Source organism: Yoonia sp. GPGPB17 (assembly GCF_037892195.1).
Lineage (GTDB): Bacteria > Pseudomonadota > Alphaproteobacteria > Rhodobacterales > Rhodobacteraceae > Yoonia.
In genome coordinates this window covers 356,531-376,547 of the sequence record NZ_JATACI010000002.1, presented here as the reverse complement: position 1 = coordinate 376,547, position 20,017 = coordinate 356,531, and the positions used below count along the sequence as shown (strand labels likewise).

General features: G+C 57.3%; 16 protein-coding genes, 1 tRNA gene and 3 pseudogenes. 11 read left to right on the top strand and 9 right to left on the bottom strand.

The window, feature by feature from the left end:
• Positions 1-5 precede the first annotated feature (5 nt).
• The 6 genes and pseudogenes from QTO30_RS02260 to QTO30_RS02235 form a co-directional block, all read right to left on the bottom strand.
• Complete coding sequence (locus QTO30_RS02260; RefSeq protein ID WP_340422231.1) at positions 6-1,790, bottom strand: peptidoglycan D,D-transpeptidase FtsI family protein; 1,785 nt, start codon at positions 1,788-1,790, stop codon at positions 6-8.
• The gene (gene ftsL, locus QTO30_RS02255; protein ID WP_340422229.1) at positions 1,787-2,146 is read right to left on the bottom strand and encodes a cell division protein FtsL; all 360 of its coding nucleotides are present in this window, start codon (positions 2,144-2,146) and stop codon (positions 1,787-1,789) included. The genes QTO30_RS02260 and ftsL overlap by 4 nt, the downstream gene beginning before the upstream one ends.
• Positions 2,147-3,128: pseudogene (gene rsmH, locus QTO30_RS02250) on the bottom strand (16S rRNA (cytosine(1402)-N(4))-methyltransferase RsmH).
• A gap of 3 nt (positions 3,129-3,131) precedes the next feature.
• Complete coding sequence (locus QTO30_RS02245) at positions 3,132-3,698, bottom strand: division/cell wall cluster transcriptional repressor MraZ (protein ID WP_340422228.1); 567 nt, start codon at positions 3,696-3,698, stop codon at positions 3,132-3,134.
• A gap of 506 nt (positions 3,699-4,204) precedes the next feature.
• Entirely contained in the window at positions 4,205-4,690 is a 486-nt protein-coding gene (locus QTO30_RS02240) for a GNAT family N-acetyltransferase (RefSeq protein ID WP_340422227.1), read from the bottom strand.
• Positions 4,687-5,760: an Mrp/NBP35 family ATP-binding protein gene (locus QTO30_RS02235; protein ID WP_340422225.1), complete on the bottom strand. Its 1,074-nt coding sequence runs from the start codon at positions 5,758-5,760 to the stop codon at positions 4,687-4,689. The genes QTO30_RS02240 and QTO30_RS02235 overlap by 4 nt, the downstream gene beginning before the upstream one ends.
• Before the next feature lie 251 nt (positions 5,761-6,011).
• Here QTO30_RS02235 and QTO30_RS02230 point away from each other — a divergent pair, with 251 nt between their 5' ends.
• Together QTO30_RS02230 and QTO30_RS02225 are read left to right on the top strand one after the other, a co-directional pair.
• The gene (locus QTO30_RS02230) at positions 6,012-6,227 is read left to right on the top strand and encodes a DUF1127 domain-containing protein (RefSeq protein ID WP_340422224.1); all 216 of its coding nucleotides are present in this window, start codon (positions 6,012-6,014) and stop codon (positions 6,225-6,227) included.
• A 437-nt stretch (positions 6,228-6,664) separates the two neighbouring features.
• Positions 6,665-7,549 (top strand): urea carboxylase-associated family protein, encoded by an 885-nt coding sequence (locus QTO30_RS02225; RefSeq protein ID WP_340422223.1) that lies wholly within the window; start codon positions 6,665-6,667, stop codon positions 7,547-7,549.
• Positions 7,550-7,613: 64 nt separating this feature from the next.
• Here QTO30_RS02225 and QTO30_RS02220 read toward each other — a convergent pair whose 3' ends face one another.
• Positions 7,614-8,066, bottom strand: coding sequence for an Lrp/AsnC family transcriptional regulator (locus QTO30_RS02220; protein ID WP_340422222.1), 453 nt, complete (start codon positions 8,064-8,066; stop codon positions 7,614-7,616).
• Positions 8,067-8,138: 72 nt separating this feature from the next.
• Between QTO30_RS02220 and QTO30_RS02215 the strand changes: the two genes are divergently transcribed.
• The gene (locus QTO30_RS02215; RefSeq protein ID WP_340422221.1) at positions 8,139-8,738 is read left to right on the top strand and encodes a LysE family translocator; all 600 of its coding nucleotides are present in this window, start codon (positions 8,139-8,141) and stop codon (positions 8,736-8,738) included.
• Here the strand turns inward: QTO30_RS02215 and QTO30_RS02210 are convergent.
• A complete protein-coding gene (locus QTO30_RS02210; RefSeq protein ID WP_340422220.1) occupies positions 8,735-11,128 on the bottom strand; it encodes an ATP-dependent helicase in 2,394 nt (797 codons plus the stop codon). The two genes, QTO30_RS02215 and QTO30_RS02210, sit on opposite strands and share 4 nt — an antisense overlap.
• A gap of 137 nt (positions 11,129-11,265) precedes the next feature.
• Here QTO30_RS02210 and QTO30_RS02205 point away from each other — a divergent pair, with 137 nt between their 5' ends.
• From QTO30_RS02205 to QTO30_RS02180, 6 genes and pseudogenes are all read left to right on the top strand, one after another.
• Complete coding sequence (locus QTO30_RS02205; protein ID WP_340422218.1) at positions 11,266-12,405, top strand: alpha-hydroxy acid oxidase; 1,140 nt, start codon at positions 11,266-11,268, stop codon at positions 12,403-12,405.
• A 60-nt stretch (positions 12,406-12,465) separates the two neighbouring features.
• Positions 12,466-15,910, top strand: a pseudogene (locus QTO30_RS02200) (pyruvate carboxylase).
• A gap of 5 nt (positions 15,911-15,915) precedes the next feature.
• Positions 15,916-16,407 carry a DUF2314 domain-containing protein gene (locus QTO30_RS02195; RefSeq protein ID WP_340422216.1) on the top strand — a complete coding sequence of 164 codons (492 nt, stop codon included), beginning with the start codon at positions 15,916-15,918 and terminating at the stop codon, positions 16,405-16,407.
• On the top strand, positions 16,401-16,796 hold the full coding sequence (locus tag QTO30_RS02190) for a VOC family protein (protein ID WP_340422214.1): 396 nt from the start codon (positions 16,401-16,403) through the stop codon (positions 16,794-16,796). Before QTO30_RS02195 ends, QTO30_RS02190 begins: the two co-directional genes overlap by 7 nt.
• A gap of 4 nt (positions 16,797-16,800) precedes the next feature.
• A complete protein-coding gene (locus QTO30_RS02185) occupies positions 16,801-17,625 on the top strand; it encodes a metallophosphoesterase (protein ID WP_340422213.1) in 825 nt (274 codons plus the stop codon).
• Between the two features lie 84 nt (positions 17,626-17,709).
• Positions 17,710-17,784: transfer RNA gene (locus tag QTO30_RS02180), tRNA-Gly, on the top strand.
• A gap of 95 nt (positions 17,785-17,879) precedes the next feature.
• Here the strand turns inward: QTO30_RS02180 and QTO30_RS02175 are convergent.
• Complete coding sequence (locus tag QTO30_RS02175; RefSeq protein ID WP_340422211.1) at positions 17,880-18,620, bottom strand: imidazoleglycerol-phosphate dehydratase; 741 nt, start codon at positions 18,618-18,620, stop codon at positions 17,880-17,882.
• Between the two features lie 148 nt (positions 18,621-18,768).
• On the opposite strand from QTO30_RS02175, the gene hisB reads away from it, so the two are divergent.
• A complete protein-coding gene (hisB, locus tag QTO30_RS02170; protein WP_340422209.1) occupies positions 18,769-19,356 on the top strand; it encodes an imidazoleglycerol-phosphate dehydratase HisB in 588 nt (195 codons plus the stop codon).
• A pseudogene (gene hisH / locus QTO30_RS02165) lies at positions 19,353-19,990 on the top strand (imidazole glycerol phosphate synthase subunit HisH). The gene hisB and the pseudogene hisH overlap by 4 nt, the downstream one beginning before the upstream one ends.
• The last annotated feature ends 27 nt before the right edge of the window (positions 19,991-20,017 follow it).

Here is a 20,017-nt window from a genome sequence, read left to right as displayed (position 1 = left end):
CTCGCCTAGTTTGAGGTCAGTGTTACACCGACCTGCTGAGGCGTGTCCACTTGCGGACGCAAGCCCAAAAGCGGCGCTGTACGGCGGATCATTTCGGCCGCCACAGGCACAGCCGTCCAACCCGCTGTGCGACGCGGTTCATCGCCTGAATTCTCGGATGGTTCGTCCAATGTGACGATCAAAACATACTGTGGATCATTGGCCGGAAAGACTGTCGCAAAGGTCGAAATCACTTTGTCTTCATAGTATCCGCCACCCGCCGCGCGGGGCTTATCCGCCGTACCGGTTTTACCGCCAACCTCATATCCGGGCACTTCACCGAAGGATGCCGTGCCATCGGTTACGACCTGCCGCAACATGTCGCGCGAACGGGCGCTGACCGCCTCGCTCACAATGCGCGGTCCCTGTTCCACATGATCGCGGCGCAGCAGTGTCGGCTCCACCCGCGTGCCCCCATTCAACAGCGACGCATAGCCCGCTGCCAGATGGACCGGCGATGATGATAGGCCATGACCGTAGGAAATGGTCATCGTCGAAATCTCAGACCAGTTCGGTGGCAGAAGTGGCTTGCCTGTGGGGGCTTCGACCATTTCAAGCGGTGTCGGCTCCAGAAACCCCAGCGAGCCCAGAAACGCCCGCTGACGTTCTGCGCCAATCTGCATGGCGATGCGCGCTGTGCCGATGTTGGAGGATTTGACAATCACATCCGTCGTGCTCAATTCAGGCCCGTAGTCCCGAAAATCACGAATACGAAAACGGCCCCAAGTCAGCGGTCCCTGCGTGTCAATCATCGTGTTCGCGTTCACCAGTCCCAGTTCCATCGCCTGTGCGGTGGTGAAAATCTTGAAAACAGAGCCCAATTCATAAACGCCCTGCACCGCTCGGTTGAACAATGGGCTGTCCGATTGATCGCCTGTGGTCTGAACACGGGGGCGGTTGTTTGGGTCAAAATCCGGCAAGGACACCATCGAGACGATCTCGCCCGTATGTATATCCATCAAGACAGAGGTCGCACCTTTGGCGTTCATGATCGACATGCCACCGGCAAGCACCTGCTCGGCTGCGGCCTGCACCGTCAGGTCCAGCGACAGTTGCAAGGGCGCGCCTTCGTTCGCAGGGTCGCGCAGGTAAGCATCAAACTGACGCTCGACACCCGCCACGCCGATGACTTCGGCACTGGCGACACCTTCGCGGCCATAGCTAGCACCACCCAGAACGTGCGCCGCAATTGGTCCATTCGGGTAGAGTCGCATCTCGCGCGGGCCAAAGAGGAGACCAGGCGAGCCGATATCATGAACTGCCTGCATCTGCTCGGGGCTGATCTGGCGACGAACCCACAGGAAGCGGCGGTCGCCTTCGAAGTCTTTCAGCAATTCTGCTTCATCAAGTTCTGGGAAGATTTCCGCAAGGCCCTTGGCGGCATAAGCCGGGTCGATCATGTCGCGCGGATGCGCGTAGAGCGAGTGCGTCTGTAGGTTCGTTGCCAGAATACGCCCGTTTCTATCCACGATATCAGACCGTTGCCCGATAATCGGGTTACCCACGGCGGAGGCGCGCGGCTCCTCGGGCACAGAAGACGCCAATGCGCCCATGCGCATGCCAATCAGACCGAATGCACAAAAGAACGCCAAACCAAGCACCAGCAAACGCCCCTCGGCACGCTGGCGCTGCTTGTCCGCCATCGCCTCATGGCGGCGGGCGCGATTTTCGGCTTCAATCGCATCGGGGTTCTCACCCTGGGCACGTGCCTTCAGAATACGCGCAAGTGGGCGTAGCGGCGCGCGGCTCATAGGTCATTCCCCATCTGCTGACGCTGATCAAACGACAGTTCAATTGGGTTCGTGATCGGCAGGATCGGCGGCAGTGGATAGATGATCTGGTCAACCGCGCCGAAAGCGTCAGGCATCAACGGGAGCAGCCCGAGACGGTCAAAGTTCAGGTCCGCAAGGTCAGCCAGACGATCCGGCCGGTTCAGATAAGCCCATTCCGCACGCAGCATACCAAGACGCTCGTGCGCTGCACCAATTTCCCCATGCAAGCCGCGCACCTCGGCAATCGCCGACTGTGTCTTGTAGTTTTCCTGATAGGCCCAAAACGCGAGCCCCATGACAGCCAATGCCGTCAACACATAGAACAGACCACGCACCTACCGGCCCCCCTTTTTCTTTGTCATTGGCATGCCCAGTTTTGCTGGATCAATCGCCTGCGCCAAGCGCATCCGTACGGATCGCCACGCGCAGTTTGGCGGAGCGTGACCGCGGGTTTTCGGCCAGTTCCTGTTCGTCCGGGCCAATCGCCTTGCGCTTTTCAATGCGCCATGCCGGCGTGACCTGTTCGATCTCCGGCGCATAGCGGTTCGCATTCGCGGTATTGCCCGACCGTGCCTGCAAGAACCGTTTGACCATCCGGTCTTCCACAGAATGGAACGTCACAACGGCCAACTGCCCGCCGGGTTTCAATGCGCGCTCGGCGGCCATCAATCCCTCAGCCAATTCGCCGTACTCGTTGTTCACAGCAATACGTAGCGCTTGGAATGTCCGTGTGGCGGGGTGGGATTGTCCGGGCTTTGCGCGTGGCAAGCAACCTTCAACGATCTTTGCCAGTTGAAGTGTTGTCGTCAGCGGACGGGCCGCGACAATCGCCTTGGCAATCCGGCGCGATGCGCGTTCTTCCCCGTAAAGGTAAATGATATCAGCAAGCTCCGCCTCATCCGCTTCATTGCACAGGTCCGCCGCCGACGGCCCATCTTGACTCATCCGCATATCTAACGGCCCATCACGCATGAAGGAAAAACCACGCTCTGCCAGATCAAGCTGCATCGAGCTGACGCCAAGATCCAGCACGACACCATCCAGATCAGAGCCGTATTCATCAAGCTTGGAGAACACACCCGCGACCGTCTCAATCCGGTCGCCATATGCACCGATCCAATCCGCCGCCATCTCGAACGCCAGCGGATCACGGTCCACACCAATCACCTTATCCGCGCCAGCGGCCAGCAATTCACGGGTATAGCCACCGTTCCCAAACGTCCCATCCAACCAGACCCCAGAAACGGGCGAGACCGCTGCGATGAGCGGTCTAATCAGAACAGGAATATGAGGTGAGGTTTCAGCGGCAGCAGACATCGTTCAGCCATCCAACAGGATGAGCGGGTCATACCCATCCTCCTGCTCGGCCAGCCAGCCAGAGAGGTCATCGGCGACCTCTTTGCTGAATGTCTCGGCCTTCCAAATCTCAAAATGGTCGCCTAACCCGCTGAAGGTCAGCTCGCCATCTGTCAGCCCCAGCTTCTGGCGTTGCTTAATTGGCATCACAGTGCGGCCGTCCTTATCAACGTCCAGCTTGATGGATTGACCAATGATCAGGCGCGACAGCTTCTTCTTATCTGCAGACCCGCGCGGCAAGGCATTGATCTGGGCCACAACAGCATTGAATTCATCAACCGTGTAGCCATGCAGTTGGTTTTTCAGATGGTCGCCATAAAGAAGGTACATGCGCGGGGATAGGCCTGTAGTCCACTCAGGATCACCCGCTTCGAGCACACGACGAAAATCGGCAGGGATCGACATGCGCCCCTTACCGTCCACCTTTTGGGTGTGTTCGCCTGTAAAACTCAGAACCACTGTCCCTCGGTCCTCAACTTGCCCCCGAAAACGTGCCTTAGATGTGAGAACGGCGGATTGATCTGCTGCCACTGATCAATCCGCCGCCTCGTCCCTTGCGGGAAGTCCGACTGCGCGTGCCACCTGGGGGGATGTCTGCTCGCTCACGCGCCGGATCTAGTTTCGGTAATGGCGAAGCCTGTATGAAACCTGCTTTGTGCCGGTTGGGGTTCTTAAGTTGCCCCGTTTGAAGTCGTGTCCGTCATTACCGTGACACTGTTGTGCCACCAGATTACGCACCAAGCAACAACTTTTTGGGAATTCATGGTACTAGATGGTGTTTTTGGGATAGTTGAAAAACAAGATATTGAGTGCGAATGGGCAATTTTGCAATAATCGTAGCGCCTCATACACATTGAACTACTATATATAGTCAGGTTTAGGGATGCTAGATTGTTACCAAGTAATCCCAAATTTTTTCGGATGGCAGTACCAAATCACCCCAATCAGGTGTTGGTTAGTGGAATTCAGGGCGAATTATGATTCGAATCTGCCGTTGATTCCATGAATTCCCAAAGGTGTGATCGAAAAGCCCGACCTTACAGGCGGCGGTACATCACAAAGGCATCAACCATGCCCTGCTTGGGGTGCTGAAACGCATCAGGGATCGTGCCAACCGTCTCAAACCCCAACCGATGCCAAAGGCGCACGGCGCCATCGTTGCTGGCCAGGACAAAATTAAACTGCATCGCATGATACCCTAAACGGCGTGCTTCATCCTGACTATGCATGCAAAGCATCGCCGCAATCCCCTGCCCGCGCGCCGTGGGGCTCACGATATACCCGCAGTTACAGATATGCGCGCCGCCACCGGGCTGGTTGGTCTTGATGTAGTAGGTGCCGACAATCCCGGCGTCACTTTCCGCGACATAGGTCGCGCGCGCCTGCTTCATCCAATAAGCACGGGCCTCGGTCTCGCTGATCTCGGGATCAACCGCATAAGTGTCGCCCGCGCGAAAGACATCGCGCAGCAACGGCCAGATCAGATCGAAATCGGCAGGTGTTGCGGCGCGGATGTTGATCAAGCAATGCCACCTTCAATAAACCGGCGTGCCATTGCACGATAAGCATCGGCCATCGGGTTGTCGCCCGCCGCAATAGGTGTGCCGCTGTCACCGGCCAGCCGGGTTTCAAGATCAATCGGTAAAGCACCGAGGAACGGCACGCCGATTTTCTGGGCCTCAGCGGCGACACCGCCCTGACCAAAGATATGCGATTCCGTTCCGCAGCTTGGACACACGAAGGTCGACATATTCTCGATCATGCCCAACACAGGGGTATTCAACGTATTGAACATGTCCAGTGCCTTACGCGCATCCAACAACGCCACATCCTGCGGGGTGCTGACAATCACCGCCCCCGTCAGCTCGGTTTTCTGGCACAGGGTCAGTTGCACATCACCAGTGCCCGGCGGCAAATCGACGATCAATACGTCCAACTCGCCCCATTGCACCTGCCCCAGCATTTGCTGCAACGCGCCCATCAACATAGGGCCGCGCCACACAACAGCTTTGCCGTCCTCCATCATCAGACCGATCGACATCATGGTGACACCATGGGCCTGCAAGGGAATAATCGTCTTTCCGTCAGGGCTGCCCGGGCGCTTGTTGACACCCATCATGCGAGGCTGGGACGGGCCGTAGATATCGGCGTCCAACAGACCAACCCGGCGACCCTCGCGCGCCAAGGCAACGGCAAGGTTTGAGGATACGGTTGACTTGCCGACGCCCCCCTTGCCCGACCCAATCGCCAGAATACGATCAACACCAGAGACTTTGGCCGGGCCAGCCTGCGGCGTGGGGTGACGCCCGATTTTCAGCGAAGGGGCCTCTGGCGCTTTGGGCGCAGGGCCATGGGCCGTCAAAACAACGGTAGCATCCTCTACACCCGGCAGACGGCGCACAATATCTTCGGCGGCCCGGCGGACACCATCCATCTTGGATGCCTCGCCCGGATCAGCGGCCTCAATGACGAACCGAACGGTGCCGCCGTCAATGTTCAGCGCGCGCACCATGTCGCGTGACACCAGATCATCGCCACCGGGCAGAGTGAGTCGTGACAGCGCGCTTAGGATTTCATCACGGGTAACAGCCATATTGAGACCTCAAGTTTCAAAAGTGTCTAAATTCTACCCACCATCTGGCACGTTTTAGGCAAAGCGCAAGGGCCTGGAAACAGATGCACAAATAAACAACAGATTGATGAAGAAAGGTCAGCAGTATTTATGCACTTTCTGCATGGCAGCATTGCGCAAATAATCATTGTGCAGTCGCAGCATAATCATACATCCTAGACACAACAGCACGGCACTTGCCGCTGCACAAAACCAAGAATTTGAGATAGCAGATGACCGTACACGTAGAAACACTCTTTGCTGGCACGTCCCTTTCAGAACGCTTTGCGGCGTTCCGTGCCCAGCTTGCTGACAAAGCAGCCAAGCGCAAAACATACCGCACAACACTAGCAGAGCTTGACCTTCTGTCGACACGCGACCTCGCCGATCTGGGCATTTCGCGCAGCATGATCAAAGGCATCGCCTACGAGGCCGCCTACGGCAAGTAATTGCAAGAATTCGGGTCTGTCGCCTCCTCCCTTTAGACAGATCTGGACACGGCCCATTACCTCACCTCCTCCCGAGGTCTTGGGTCTTCAATAAGGTGGCGGCATCCACCTCCTCCCGGATGTCGCCACTTTATGACACCAGTTTCGGAACCGCCCACCTCCTCCCGGGTTGGAACCGATCATACCGCAGGCCGCGCTCACCTCCTCCCGAGCAAAGCCGCAGCGAGGACGCGTTTGCCCTCCTCCTCCCTTTATGGGCGGACGCTGATCAATAAGAGCGGTCATGCCCACCTCCTCCCGGGCATGGCCGTTTTTTATTGCAGGAATGATCTTTGAACCGCCGCGAACACGTTGCGTTAGGTCAGGCGTTCATGACAGCATTGGGCAATTGTAGAAACCGCCCATGTGGCAGTGCCAAAGTGGTCAAGGAGCGCCGCATGAAATTAACCCGCCCACAGTTTGAAGCGCCTGATGATGCCGCGGCACGGCGCGCAATCGCGCCGGTCATCTGTTACCCACCAGATGCGCTGACACCCGTAAACCTGGGGCGTTTGGCAGACATACGCAAAACAGCTTCCAAAACAGCAGAGATCACGATTTCACCGCGTACCGCTGAGTGCATTGACGTACCCGCCGGGTGTTTCTTTCGGATCAACTCTGTTGAAGGATCGCAAGTCGGCGACCTGAACCTGTGGAGCAAAGCCGATCTGAACGAACGGTTCTACTCTGGAAAGACACGTGCGCTGCACGGAACCCATCTTTCGACAGGCGACCGTATGTGGTCGAGCTTTCCGACTCTGCGCCCAATGGCCACAATTACGGCCGATACGCTTGATTGGTACGGCTTCGATGACTTCGGTGGCTCCGTACACGACGTCATCGGCACAAGATGCGATCCCTATACCGGGCGACTGCTATCAGGGGATGACTATCATCACTGCTGCCACTCCAACCTGACGCGCGCATTGTCCGCGCATTGCGACATTCCACTGCACGACGCTGAAACGCATGTCCATGACGTGCTCAACGTCTTTATGTGTACCGGGTTCACCCTAGACACCGGTCAGTACTTCATGAAAGCGAGCCCCGTGCGGCCCGGCGACTATCTGGAGTTCTATGCCGAAATCGACCTGATCATCGGACTATCAGCCTGCCCGGGCGGGGACTGCTCTCAAGAGCATTCTTCTGATGCGGCTGCCTGTTATCCACTTCAGGTTCAGGTGTTCGATCCCGGTGAAAACGCACGGGCATCACACCAAACACCCCAACCCTCGCAGTATGATCGGAGCCATGGCACAATCCAGTCGAACGATCCCATTTGATACAGAACAGGACTGACTCAAAGCATCCATAGGCCCCTCGGAACCCGGGGGGATCGTTGCGGGATCAGCCGCGCGTATCCTTCGGCGATCCCATCACCATATAGCTCGTAATCGACCGCACATGCGGCACTGTGCCCAGCTTGTCGGTATGAAACGCCTTGTACGCAGGCAGATCCGCCACCTCGACCCGCAGCATGTATTCAAACGCACCGGCGACGTTGTGGCACTCTGCCACTTCATCGGCCCGCGCCATAGCCTGCTCAAACCCGGCCTGTGCCGCTTTGGTATGCTCTGCCAGCCCAACGGCGACGTAAACAACATAGGCGCGCGCCGTTTGCACGGGGTCAAGCCGGGCGCGATAGCCCTTGATCACCCCACTGCGCTCTAACTCCTGCACGCGGCGCAGACAGGCCGAGGGCGATAGCCCAACCTGATCCGCCAATTGCAGATTGCTGATGCGGCCGTCGCGCGACAGTACACGCAATATCTTGCTGTTGATTGGGTCATTCTTGATCATGAATTGCAACAATATCCCAAATTATTACATCTTGGCAATTTCATTGCATGTTTTGCCGCCTATTATTGCACAATGACCTACGAAATTCTCATTGCCCTTGTCGGCTTTGCCTTTGCCAGTTCCATCACACCCGGTCCCAACAACCTGATGCTCATGGCGTCGGGTGCAAACTACGGGCTGCGCCGGACCGTGCCGCATATGTTGGGGATTTCGCTGGGACACGCGTTCATGGTGACAATGGTGGGCGTCGTGCTGTTGCAGGTGTTTGAGACCTATCCGGTGCTCAACCTCGTACTCAAAGTGCTGAGCGCGGCCTATATGATGTGGCTGGCGTGGAAAATCGCCAATGCTGTGCCACCAGAGGCGAAGGAGGTCACAGGCACGCCCTTCACCTTCCTGCAAGCTGCCGCATTTCAGTGGGTGAACCCCAAAGCATGGTTCATGGCGATCACAGCCATCAGCGCCTATGCCCCGCAGGACCGGGGCGTGTTGATCGGTTCACTGATGGTCGCCGCAGTATTCTCGATGACAAACCTGCCGTCGGTCACCGTCTGGGCCTGGATGGGGGTGCAGGTACGGCGCTGGCTGGGCACCGCCAAGCGGCTGCGGGTGTTCAATGTGTCGATGGCGGTTCTGCTGGTGGTGTCCCTTTACCCGATGCTGATGACCTAAAACGGCACGTCATCGGCCTTGTCTGCACTGACAATAAATCGTGCCACCACATGTTTTGACCCGGCCTTGTCAAACTCGATCACCAGCTTGTCACCCTCGATCCCCATGACTTCGCCATAGCCGAACTTTTGGTGGAACACGCGCTCGCCTTCGGTGAAAGCTGACACGGCATCCATATCAATCGTCATATTGCGCGCCTCTGAGGGCATCGACATCCCCCGCTGCTGGCTGCGCGCTTGCAGGCGTTTCCATCCGGGTGAATTGTAAACATCGGCCTTATGCGCCTTCTCATGCAGATCCGATCCAGCCATGCCCATCACGGCAGGCGAGGCTGAGCCCGACATGCCCGCAGCGCCATAGCCTCCGCCATAAAGGCCCGGTGGTGTAAGCACATCAACATGATCCTGCGGCAATTCATCGATAAAACGCGATGGCATAGCCGATTGCCACTGGCCATAAACGCGCCGGTTGGCCGCAAAAGACACCGTGCAAATCTCTTCCGCGCGTGTGATCCCGACGTATGCAAGGCGGCGCTCTTCTTCGAGGCCCTTCATGCCACTTTCATCCATCGACCGTTGGGACGGGAACAAGCCATCTTCCCACCCAGGCAGGAAGACGGCAGGAAACTCCAGGCCTTTGGCGGCGTGCAGCGTCATGATGCTGACCTTCTCGCCCTGCTCTTCTTGCTCGTTGTCCATGATCAGACTGACGTGTTCGAGGAACCCTTGCAGGTTCTCAAAATTCTCCAGCGCCTTGACAAGTTCCTTGAGATTCTCCAACCGCCCCGGTGCCTCGGGCGTCTTGTCGTTCTGCCAAAAGCCGGTGTAGCCGCTCTCATCAAGGATCATCTCGGCCAGCTCGACATGCGTGTCCGCCTCGGCCCGCACCTGCCCATGCCAACGGTCAATACTAGCGACCAAGATCGTCAGTTCCTTAAGGCCCTTGCCTCCCAGCAGTCTCCCCTGACAGGCCAGCCGCGCGCCCTCGACCAGCGAAACACCATTGGTCCGCGCCGTCCGTTGGATTGTCTGCACAGCCTTATCCCCTAGGCCTCGCTTGGGCGTATTCACGATCCGCTCAAACGCCAGATCATCCTCTGGGGACACAGCCAACCGGAAATAGGCCATCGCGTCGCGGATCTCCATCCGCTCATAGAAACGCGGGCCACCGATCACACGATACGGCAATCCAATGGTCAAAAATCGATCTTCAAACGCACGCATCTGGTGGCTGGCGCGCACAAGGATCGCCATATCATCCAGACCCATCGGTGCCATGCCACGCGTGCCGCGCTGCATCGCCTCAACCTCTTCGCCGATCCAGCGGGCCTCTTCCTCGCCATCCCAATGGCCGATCAGGCGGACCTTTTCGCCATCCTCGCCATTGGTGAACAGCGTCTTGCCCAAGCGTCCCTTGTTGGCGGCAATCACACCAGAGGCCGCGGCCAGAATATGCCCGGTCGAGCGATAATTCTCCTCCAACCGCACAACGTGCGCGCCCGGAAAATCCTTTTCAAACCGCAGGATATTGCCCACCTCAGCCCCGCGCCAGCCATAGATCGACTGGTCGTCATCACCGACACAGCAGATGTTCTTATGTGAAGCGGCCAGCAAACGCAGCCACAAGTATTGGGCGACGTTGGTATCCTGATACTCGTCCACCAGAATATAACGGAACCAGCGCTGATACTGTTCCAGCACGTCAGGGTGGTTTTGAAAGATCGTCACCATGTGGAGCAGGATGTCACCAAAATCGACGGCATTCAGCTCCAGCAAACGACGCTGATAGGCGGCGTAGAGCTCTGGCCCTTTGTGGTCAAAGGCGCCAGCATCTTCTGCCGGAATACTGGACGGCGTAATCGCCTTGTTTTTCCAACTATCAATGATTCCCGATAGCATCCGCGCGGGCCAACGCTTGTGATCAATGCCAGCTGCCTCGATTAACTGCTTCATCAGACGAATTTGATCGTCGGTGTCCAGAATGGTGAAACTGGATTTTAGACCTACCAACTCAGCATGGCGGCGCAATTGTTTAACACAGACCGCATGGAAGGTGCCCAACCAAGGCATCCCTTCCACAGCCTCGCCCATCATTCCGCCAATCCGCGACTTCATCTCGCGGGCGGCCTTGTTGGTAAAAGTCACCGCCAAAATCTCATGCGGGCGGGCCGTTCCTGTCGCCAGCAAATGCGTAATCCGCGTCGTCAGCGCCTTCGTCTTGCCTGTCCCCGCGCCTGCCAGCATCAGCACGGGTCCGCTCAGCGTCTCAACCGCCTCGCGCTGCGCGGGGTTCAACCCATCAAGATACGCCGCACTCGGACGCGCCATCGCCTGCTGGCTCAGTGGCACGGCGGCAGCCTCAAAGGCGTCATCTTCGGAAAAACTACTCATCGCTCACACATAACGCCAACCAGCCCGCGTGAAAAGCCTTGTTCTACTTCCGTTCCACCCTTCTCATGTTCCAAAATACCTCCGCCGGAGGCTCCGACGGTTGCCAAATGCGCGGCACTCGCAATAGCGTGCGCCCCATGACCCTGCACAGCCGCTACCCCGCCATTGCCGATCTGAAAGCCCGCGCCCGCCGCCGCATCCCGCATTTCGTTTGGGAGTACCTTGATAGCGCCACCGGGGTTGAGGCGACTCAAAAACGCAATCGCGATCAACTGGATCAGGTGCTGCTGAACCCCTCAATCCTGCATGGCGAATTTACGCCCGACCTTTCAACCACCCTGCTAGGGCAAACCCATCCGCTACCCATCGGCATTGCACCTGTCGGCATGTCCGGCCTCATCTGGCCCGGGGCCGAACAAATGCTGGCACGTACCGCAGCACGCGAGGACATCCCCTTTACGCTTTCAACGGTGGCCAGTCAGTTGCCCGAGGATGTCGGCCCCCACGCAGGCAAACATGCATGGTTCCAGCTTTATCCACCGCGCGATCCGGGCATTCGCGATGATATCCTGAAACGCGCCAAAGACGGCGGTTTTCACACTATTATTTTGACCGTCGACGTGCCTGTCGCCTCCCGCCGCGAACGTCAGACACGTGGCGGGCTGACACAGCCACCCAAAATGACACCGCGCCTTTTGATGCAAGCCGCCCAATGTCCACCCTGGCTCAATGGCATTCGCAAAACCGGCATGCCCCGCCTGCGCCTGATGGAAAGCTATTCGGACGTCAAAGGCACCCTGCCCTCGAACGAACATGTCGGATACCTTTTGCGCACCTCGCCCGATTGGGACTATTTCAAATCCCTGCGTGATGTCTGGGACGGTCCGCTGATCGTCAAAGGGGTCGGCAACCCCGATGATGCGGCACGCCTGACCGACGAAGGGGCCGATGCGATCTGGGTCAGCAATCACGCGGGCCGCCAGTTCGACGGAGGACCCGCCACCATTGAAACGCTGCCTTTGGTGCGCGCGGCCACGCATTTGCCGATCATCTTCGACAGCGGTATCGAAGGCGGCCTGGACGTACTGCGTGCGCTAGCGCTCGGTGCAGATTTTGTCATGCTGGGCCGCGCCTTCCACTACGGACTGGCCGCGTTGGGCGAGCCGGGGGCCGCCCATGTGCTCGACATTCTGCGACAGGATATGATCAGCAATATGGGGCAATTGGGCACCAAAACGCTCAAAGAAGTGGCAAATCGCCTGCGATCTACCCAGTAATCGTTATAGACGTTGCGTCAAATCGTCCTTACGAATGCTGCAACTGCGAAGGGGACGACCATGACCGACTTTAACAAAATCCTGATTGCCAACCGGGGCGAGATTGCCATCCGCATCATGCGGGCCGCGAATGAGATGGGTAAAAAGACGGTCGCAGTCTTTGCCGAGGAAGACAAACTGGGCCTGCACCGGTTCAAGGCCGATGAAGCTTACCGTATCGGCGAAGATCTTGGGCCGGTTGCGGCCTATCTTTCAATTGATGAGATTATCCGCGTCGCCAAGATGTCCGGCGCAGATGCGATCCACCCCGGTTACGGCCTGCTGTCCGAAAACCCAGATTTCGTGGATGCCTGTGCCGCCAATGGCATTACTTTCATTGGCCCCAAGGCCGAAACCATGCGCGCCTTGGGCGACAAGGCCAGCGCACGTCAGGTGGCGATCGCCGCAGGCGTGCCTGTCATCCCTGCGACTGAGGTGCTGGGCGATGACATGAAAGCCATCAAGAAAGAAGCGGCTGCAGTTGGCTATCCCCTGATGCTCAAAGCCTCTTGGGGCGGTGGTGGCCGCGGCATGCGTCCGATTATGTCCGAGGGTGAGCTGGAAGAAAAAGTCCTTGAAGGGCGCCGCGAGGCCGAGGCCGCTTTCGGCAACGGCGAAGGTTATCTCGAAAAAATGATCATGCGCGCCCGCCACGTCGAGGTGCAAATCCTTGGCGATAGCCATGGTCAAATCTATCACCTGTGGGAGCGTGATTGTTCTGTCCAGCGCCGTAACCAAAAGGTCGTCGAACGCGCACCTGCCCCGTATCTGTCCGGCACCCAGCGCGAGCAGCTTTGCAACTTGGGCAAAAAGATTTGCCAACACGTGAACTATGAATGCGCTTAAGACGGTTGAATTTCTGATGGATATGGACAGCGGCGAATTCTATTTCATCGAAGTGAACCCGCGTGTGCAGGTCGAACACACGGTCACCGAAGAAGTGACTGGCATCGACATCGTGCGCGCCCAAATCCTGATTGCCGAAGGTAAATCACTGGTTGAGGCGACAGGCTGCGCCAGCCAATACGACGTGAAACTGGATGGCCACGCCCTGCAATGCCGGGTCACGACCGAAGACCCGCAAAACAACTTTATCCCCGACTATGGCCGTATCCAGATGTACCGCTCTGCCACTGGCCCCGGCATCCGTCTCGATGGTGGCACGGCCTATTCTGGTGCGGTGATCACGCGCTACTACGACAGCCTGCTGACCAAAGTCACCGCGCGCGCGCCGACGCCGGAAATGGCAATTGCGCGGATGGACCGCGCGTTGCGCGAGTTTCGTATTCGCGGCGTATCAACCAATATTGCTTTCGTGGAAAACCTGCTCAAGCACCCGGTTTTCCTGAACAATGAATACCACACTAAGTTCATTGATGAGACACCCGACCTCTTCAATTTCACCAAACGCCGGGACCGGGCGACTAAAATCCTGACTTATATCGCGGACATCACCGTGAATGGGCACCCCGAAACCGCTGGCCGCCCGCGCCCGGCAGCGGACGTGAAACCACCGCGGCCACCGGTGAAACCAACAACGGACGTGACCCCCGGCACTCGCAACATCCTGGACCAATTCGGGCCAGAGGCTGTCGCCGATTGGATGCGTGATCAAAAGCAATTGCTGATCACCGATACAACGATGCGCGACGGGCACCAATCGTTGCTGGCGACCCGCATGCGGTCCATCGACATGATCAACGCAGCCCCGGCATATGCCGCGAATATGCATCAGCTTTTTAGCGTCGAATGCTGGGGCGGTGCGACCTTTGACGTGGCCTATCGGTTCTTGCAGGAATGCCCGTGGCAACGCCTGCGTGACATTCGGGCGGTGATGCCCAACATCATGACGCAGATGCTGCTGCGCGCCTCTAACGGTGTCGGCTATACCAATTACCCAGACAACGTTGTGCAGAGTTTCGTGGCACAGGCTGCAAGCTCTGGCGTAGATGTCTTTCGCGTCTTCGACAGCCTCAACTGGGTCGAAAACATGCGCGTCGCAATGGACGCAGTGATCAAGGCGGAAAAGGTCTGCGAAGGGACAATCTGCTACACCGGCGACCTGCTGGACCCGAAACGGTCCAAGTATGATCTGAAATACTATGTCGGCATGGCTAAAGAGTTAGAAGGGGCAGGCGCACATGTACTAGGCCTGAAAGACATGGCCGGGCTGATGAAACCCGCCGCTGCAACAGCGCTTGTCAAAGCCCTGAAAGAAGAGACAAACCTACCAATCCACTTCCACACACACGACACATCGGGGGCGGCAATCGCGACCGTGCTTGCCGCCTCTGCGGCTGGTGTGGATTGCGTGGATGCGGCAATGGACGCGCTCTCTGGCAATACCTCGCAGCCGACACTGGGGTCCATTGTCGAGGCGCTGCGCGGCGACACCCGCGACACCGGGCTTGATATCGCGGCGATCCGCGAAATCAGCAACTACTTCGAACAGGTACGCGCGCACTACGCGGCCTTTGAAAGCGGGCTGCAAGCTCCCGCCTCCGAAGTCTACCTCCACGAAATGCCCGGCGGGCAGTTCACGAACCTTAAGGCGCAGGCCCGATCCCTCGGGCTGGAAGAACGCTGGCATGAGGTCGCACAAACCTATGCCGACGTGAACGCCATGTTCGGCGATATCGTCAAGGTCACACCCTCCTCGAAGGTCGTGGGTGACATGGCGCTGATGATGGTCAGCCAGAACCTGACTCGCGCACAGGTCGAAGACCCCAAGGTCGACGTCGTCTTTCCCGATAGTGTGATCGACATGATGCACGGCGATCTGGGCCAACCGCCCGGTGGCTGGCCAAAGGCGATCCAGAAGAAAATTCTGAAGGGTGAAAAACCAACCACAGACAGGCCTGGCAAGCATCTGACCTCTGTCGATCTGGAGGCAACACGCGCTGATCTGTCGTCACAACTCGATGGCATGTCCGTCGATGACGAAGACCTCAACGGCTATCTGATGTACCCCAAAGTCTTCCTTGATTACGCCGGACGCCACCGAACCTATGGGCCAGTGCGCACGCTGCCGACACGCACGTTCTTTTATGGGATGGAGCCCGGAGAAGAGATCGTCGCCGAAATCGACCCCGGCAAAACGCTCGAAATCCGCCTTCAAGCCGTCGCCGACATGAACGAAGACGGCGAGGTCAAAGTGTTCTTTGAGCTCAACGGTCAACCGCGCACCATTCGCGTGATGAACCGCCTTGCCGCCTCCGAGAAAATCTTGCGACCCAAAGCAGAAGCAGGCAACGACAACCATATCGGCGCACCGATGCCCGGGGTTGTCGCCACGGTTGCGGCGGTGGCAGGCAAAGAGGTTAAGGAAGGCGATCTGCTGCTGACCATCGAAGCCATGAAGATGGAAACAGGCATTCATGCCGAGCGTGATGCGGTTGTAAAAGCCGTGCATGTACAGGCAGGCGGTCAGATTGACGCCAAAGACTTGCTGGTGGAGTTGGCGTAATGAGAATGTCAAAATTCATCCACATAACGCTGATCGCATTTCTGACCTTCAGCGCCCCGATCTGGGCGCAAGGCGATCCAACGTTCAACTTCGCAACAGACGATGCAAGCATGAACGCCGCCATGGCAGAAGCCCGCGATACGCTTGATGTGTTTCTTGAAAACACCCTCAGTGATGGACAATCCGCGCCACAAACGATGCTAAAGGTCAGCATACCAACGGCGAACGGGAATGAGATCATCTGGGTCAGCCCCTTCGCCCAGACCTCTGCAACCGAATGGATCGGCATTCTTGCAAACCAACCTCAGGACATCAAAGGGGCGAACGCAGGCGATACTGTAACATTTGACACAACCCAAATCGCTGATTGGGCGTTGTTTTCCGAAGACGGCGTGATGTATGGCGGCTATACCATACGTGAAATGGTGGCGAGCGGCGCGGTCACACCTGACATGGTGCCTGCGATGTCTGACAATCCAATCCCCGAAACGTGGTAGCACAACAACGCCTTGCGCTGATCAGCCTGCTGGTACCAAGTTATCAGGCTGGGATTGCATTCTTTGTAGATCAGATGGGTTTTGATCTGCATGAAGACACCGACCTTGGGGGCGGCAAACGCTGGGTGCGCGTCGGCCCCAAAGACGCCGAGACCGGCTTTCTACTCGCCAAAGCGGTTGGTGCTGAACAGATCGCAGCAATTGGGAATCAAGGTGGAGGCCGTGTCTGGCTATTCCTGCAAACTGATGATTTCGCGCGCGATCACGCGGCAATGACGACCAAAGGTGTCACCTTTGAAGAAGCACCTCGCGATGAATCCTATGGCCAAGTCGCTGTGTTTCGTGATCCTTTTGGAAACAGGTGGGATCTGATTCAATTCAAAGGCTGACGTCATGCAGAAAATCCTGTTCATCAGCGATCCGCACATTTGCGCACAGGGTGAAACGATCATCGGGTTGGACCCGTCTGAGCGACTAGAGGCCGTGCTGGAGGCAGCAATATCCGCTCATCCCGATGCTGCGGCCCTGATTTTGTTGGGCGATTTGACCCACCATGGGCATGCCGCGGAATATGCCGAGCTGGCGCGTAACCTGTCACAGGTCACCATTCCCATCATACCGATGATCGGCAATCATGACCGGCGCGACGCCTTCCTGGCGCAGTTCCCTGATGCACCAAAAACGACCTCCGGTCATATCCAGCAGTGGCGCGATATTGGCACACATCGGCTCATCACGTTGGATTCGCTTGATGGCCCGCCTTACCCCGGTGGGCATCACGCAGGGCTGCTCTGCCCCGACCGGCTATCTTTTCTGGAAACGGCATTGACCACCCGTTCAGGTCGCCACGCAATCGTCTGTATCCACCATCCGCCCTTCAAAACTGGCGTCATCGGCATGGACAGGATCATGCTGGCAAATGGCGCGGCTGTTTTGGATTTGCTGGCACGACACGGCAACCTACATCTGGTCTGCGGGCACATGCACCAAACGATTTCAGGCAACACCAATGGCGTCCCTTGGACCGTCTTCAAAAGCCCCTGTCACCAAGGCGTGGTCGAACTGGTCAAACATACCTCCGGCTTGTCGACGGATGAACCGGGGGCCTACGGTTTGGGTCTGTTGGCTCCCGATGGCCTGATTATCCACAGCATTGATGTCGGCACAGGTGCGCGAGTGATCGATGGTTACGGTGCGCAAAGAGAGCCGCGATCATGACAAGACAGAAAAACGCGCATTCGCGCGATTTTAGCCTTGCAGAACACCGCAACTCTTTATAGATCAGCCCTCACGAATTGGCGCGCGGGCGTAGCTCAGGGGTAGAGCATAACCTTGCCAAGGTTAGGGTCGTGAGTTCGAATCTCATCGCCCGCTCCAATTTGAAAAACAAAAGGCCGCAGCGAATGCTGCGGCTTTTTGTTTTTTGGGATCAGGTCTTGGTTTCGCGCCAGTCGTGACACGTGCCGTCTGAGCTATCCGGCCTTAGCAGCGTAAGACTGCGACGGTTGCACTTGTAGTGACGACGTGTTCTTGCGAAATAAAGCCGCAACTTCTGCACTGACCGCGTCTTCAACATGTTCCAGCATCACGGCCCGGCGCAAAGCTTGCGATTCATCCAGCGGCAATGCGTCTTCTATCTTCTGTAAGGGCACATCACGTTTTTCCATCGTCATTTCGGCCAGCGCTGGGGCTGCAATGGCCACATCAGCGTAGCTTGGCTCGGGATTATCCATCTCATCTTCGGGCGGCGACATGTCCGCCTGTGCCAGGATCAGCGGCTCTGTTTCAGCTATTTCCGCATTCTCGGCTGCATTCATCGCAGCCTCTTTTTCTGCACGGGCCACAGCAGATTCAATATTGCTGACCGCACTTAGCGCCAGTTTACCAATCAACTCTGGTGCCGCATCGCTACCGACAATGCCATAGAGACTAGGGATCAGATCATAAAGATCATCAGTTTGCCCGCGCCCCCGATCGGTCAGCAAAATCGCACTCAGGTAAGGGTTTCTCCGCTCACCTGACAGCGCGATGGCATGGGTTAGCTGCCCTTCGATCTGTTCATCCATCACCAATAGATCAATGGTATCCACGCGGATCAGCGCATGGGCCACAACCTGGGTATTAACCGACAGGATTTGAAACCCTTTGTCGATCAGTGCACGTGCAGTTGCGACTGATGCATTTTCATCAGCGCGTAGAATGAGGGCTTTCATCGGATTCTCCTGATTAATGGCAGCATGGGTTCATCATAGGAATCAACTCCTTAAATTTTGTTGAAAATGTCACGAGGGGTTTGCGCAGGCTTGGCCCCTGCCCCGCTTCACCCTATAGAGCAAGGGCAACACCAAAGGACGCGAACACATGCGGACAGCCACGATCACACGCAAAACGGCCGAGACGGATATCTCTGTCACCATCAACCTTGATGGCATCGGTCAGTACGACAACCAGACTGGCGTCGGGTTTTTTGACCATATGCTGGATCAGTTGTCGCGCCATGCGTTGATTGACATGACGATCCGCGCCGCCGGTGATCTACACATCGACGATCACCATACCGTTGAGGACGTGGGGATCGCGTTGGGTCAGGCTTTGACAGAAGCCTTGGGCGACAAGCGCGGCATCCGGCGCTATGGCAGTTGTCACCTTGCGATGGATGATGCGCAGGTGCGTTGCGCGCTGGACCTGTCGGCACGCCCCTATCTAATCTGCAATCTTGATCTGCCCTTTGGCAAGATTGGCACGTTTGACACCGAATTGGTGCGCGAATTCTTTCAGGCCCTCAGTACCCATGGTGGCATCACGCTGCACATCGACAAGCTGCACGGCTTTAACGCGCATCACATTGCAGAGGCTGCGTTCAAAGCGGTCGCCCGCGCGCTGCGTGAGGCGGTAGAGACCGATCCGCGTAAAACAGACGCCATCCCATCGACCAAGGGCAGCCTATGACCACGGCACTTGTCGATTATGACAGCGGCAATCTGCACTCGGCGCAGAAAGCGTTTGAACGGATGGCGACGGAGATCGGGTCGGGTTCAATCATCGTGACCTCGGACCCTGATGTCGTGGCCAAGGCTGACCGCATCGTACTGCCCGGTGATGGCGCGTTCCCGCACTGCCGGGCCGAGCTTTTCGCGCGCACCGGATTGGCTGAGGCGATTGTCGAGGCGGTGACCACGCGCGCGCGCCCCTTTTTGGGATCTGCGTCGGCATGCAAATGATGGCGACCACCGGGCATGAGTACGAAGAAACCCTAGGGTTTGACTGGGTGGCAGGCGATATCTGTAAGATCACTCCGGCAGACCCATCGTTGAAGGTCCCGCATATGGGCTGGAACGATCTGGTGATCGACAACCCGCATCCCGTGCTGGAGGGGATCGCGACGGGCGACCATGCCTATTTCGTGCATTCCTACGCAATGGACGTGACCAACCCTGCCGAACGCTTGGCACATGTTGAGTATGGTGGCGAGGTGACCGCGATTATCGGGCGCGACACGATGATCGGCACACAGTTCCACCCCGAAAAAAGCCAGGATGCCGGTCTACGCATGATCGGCAATTTCTTGCGTTGGGCACCCTGAACAACAATTCTGATATTGCATAGCAAA

What these genes read in the sequence shown, in the direction of transcription:
- QTO30_RS02220 (WP_340422222.1), bottom strand. Translation starts at nt 8,066, where the DNA reads ATGATCAAGAATGACCCAATCAACAGCAAGATATTGCGTGTACTGTCG.
- QTO30_RS02175 (WP_340422211.1), bottom strand. Translation starts at nt 18,620, where the DNA reads ATGAAAGCCCTCATTCTACGCGCTGATGAAAATGCATCAGTCGCAACT.
- QTO30_RS02195 (WP_340422216.1), top strand. Translation starts at nt 15,916, where the DNA reads ATGTCAAAATTCATCCACATAACGCTGATCGCATTTCTGACCTTCAGC.
- QTO30_RS02185 (WP_340422213.1), top strand. Translation starts at nt 16,801, where the DNA reads ATGCAGAAAATCCTGTTCATCAGCGATCCGCACATTTGCGCACAGGGT.
- QTO30_RS02230 (WP_340422224.1), top strand. Translation starts at nt 6,012, where the DNA reads ATGACCGTACACGTAGAAACACTCTTTGCTGGCACGTCCCTTTCAGAA.
- QTO30_RS02235 (WP_340422225.1), bottom strand. Translation starts at nt 5,760, where the DNA reads ATGGCTGTTACCCGTGATGAAATCCTAAGCGCGCTGTCACGACTCACT.
- QTO30_RS02210 (WP_340422220.1), bottom strand. Translation starts at nt 11,128, where the DNA reads ATGAGTAGTTTTTCCGAAGATGACGCCTTTGAGGCTGCCGCCGTGCCA.
- QTO30_RS02225 (WP_340422223.1), top strand. Translation starts at nt 6,665, where the DNA reads ATGAAATTAACCCGCCCACAGTTTGAAGCGCCTGATGATGCCGCGGCA.
- hisB (WP_340422209.1), top strand. Translation starts at nt 18,769, where the DNA reads ATGCGGACAGCCACGATCACACGCAAAACGGCCGAGACGGATATCTCT.
- QTO30_RS02215 (WP_340422221.1), top strand. Translation starts at nt 8,139, where the DNA reads ATGACCTACGAAATTCTCATTGCCCTTGTCGGCTTTGCCTTTGCCAGT.
- QTO30_RS02260 (WP_340422231.1), bottom strand. Translation starts at nt 1,790, where the DNA reads ATGAGCCGCGCGCCGCTACGCCCACTTGCGCGTATTCTGAAGGCACGT.
- QTO30_RS02205 (WP_340422218.1), top strand. Translation starts at nt 11,266, where the DNA reads ATGACCCTGCACAGCCGCTACCCCGCCATTGCCGATCTGAAAGCCCGC.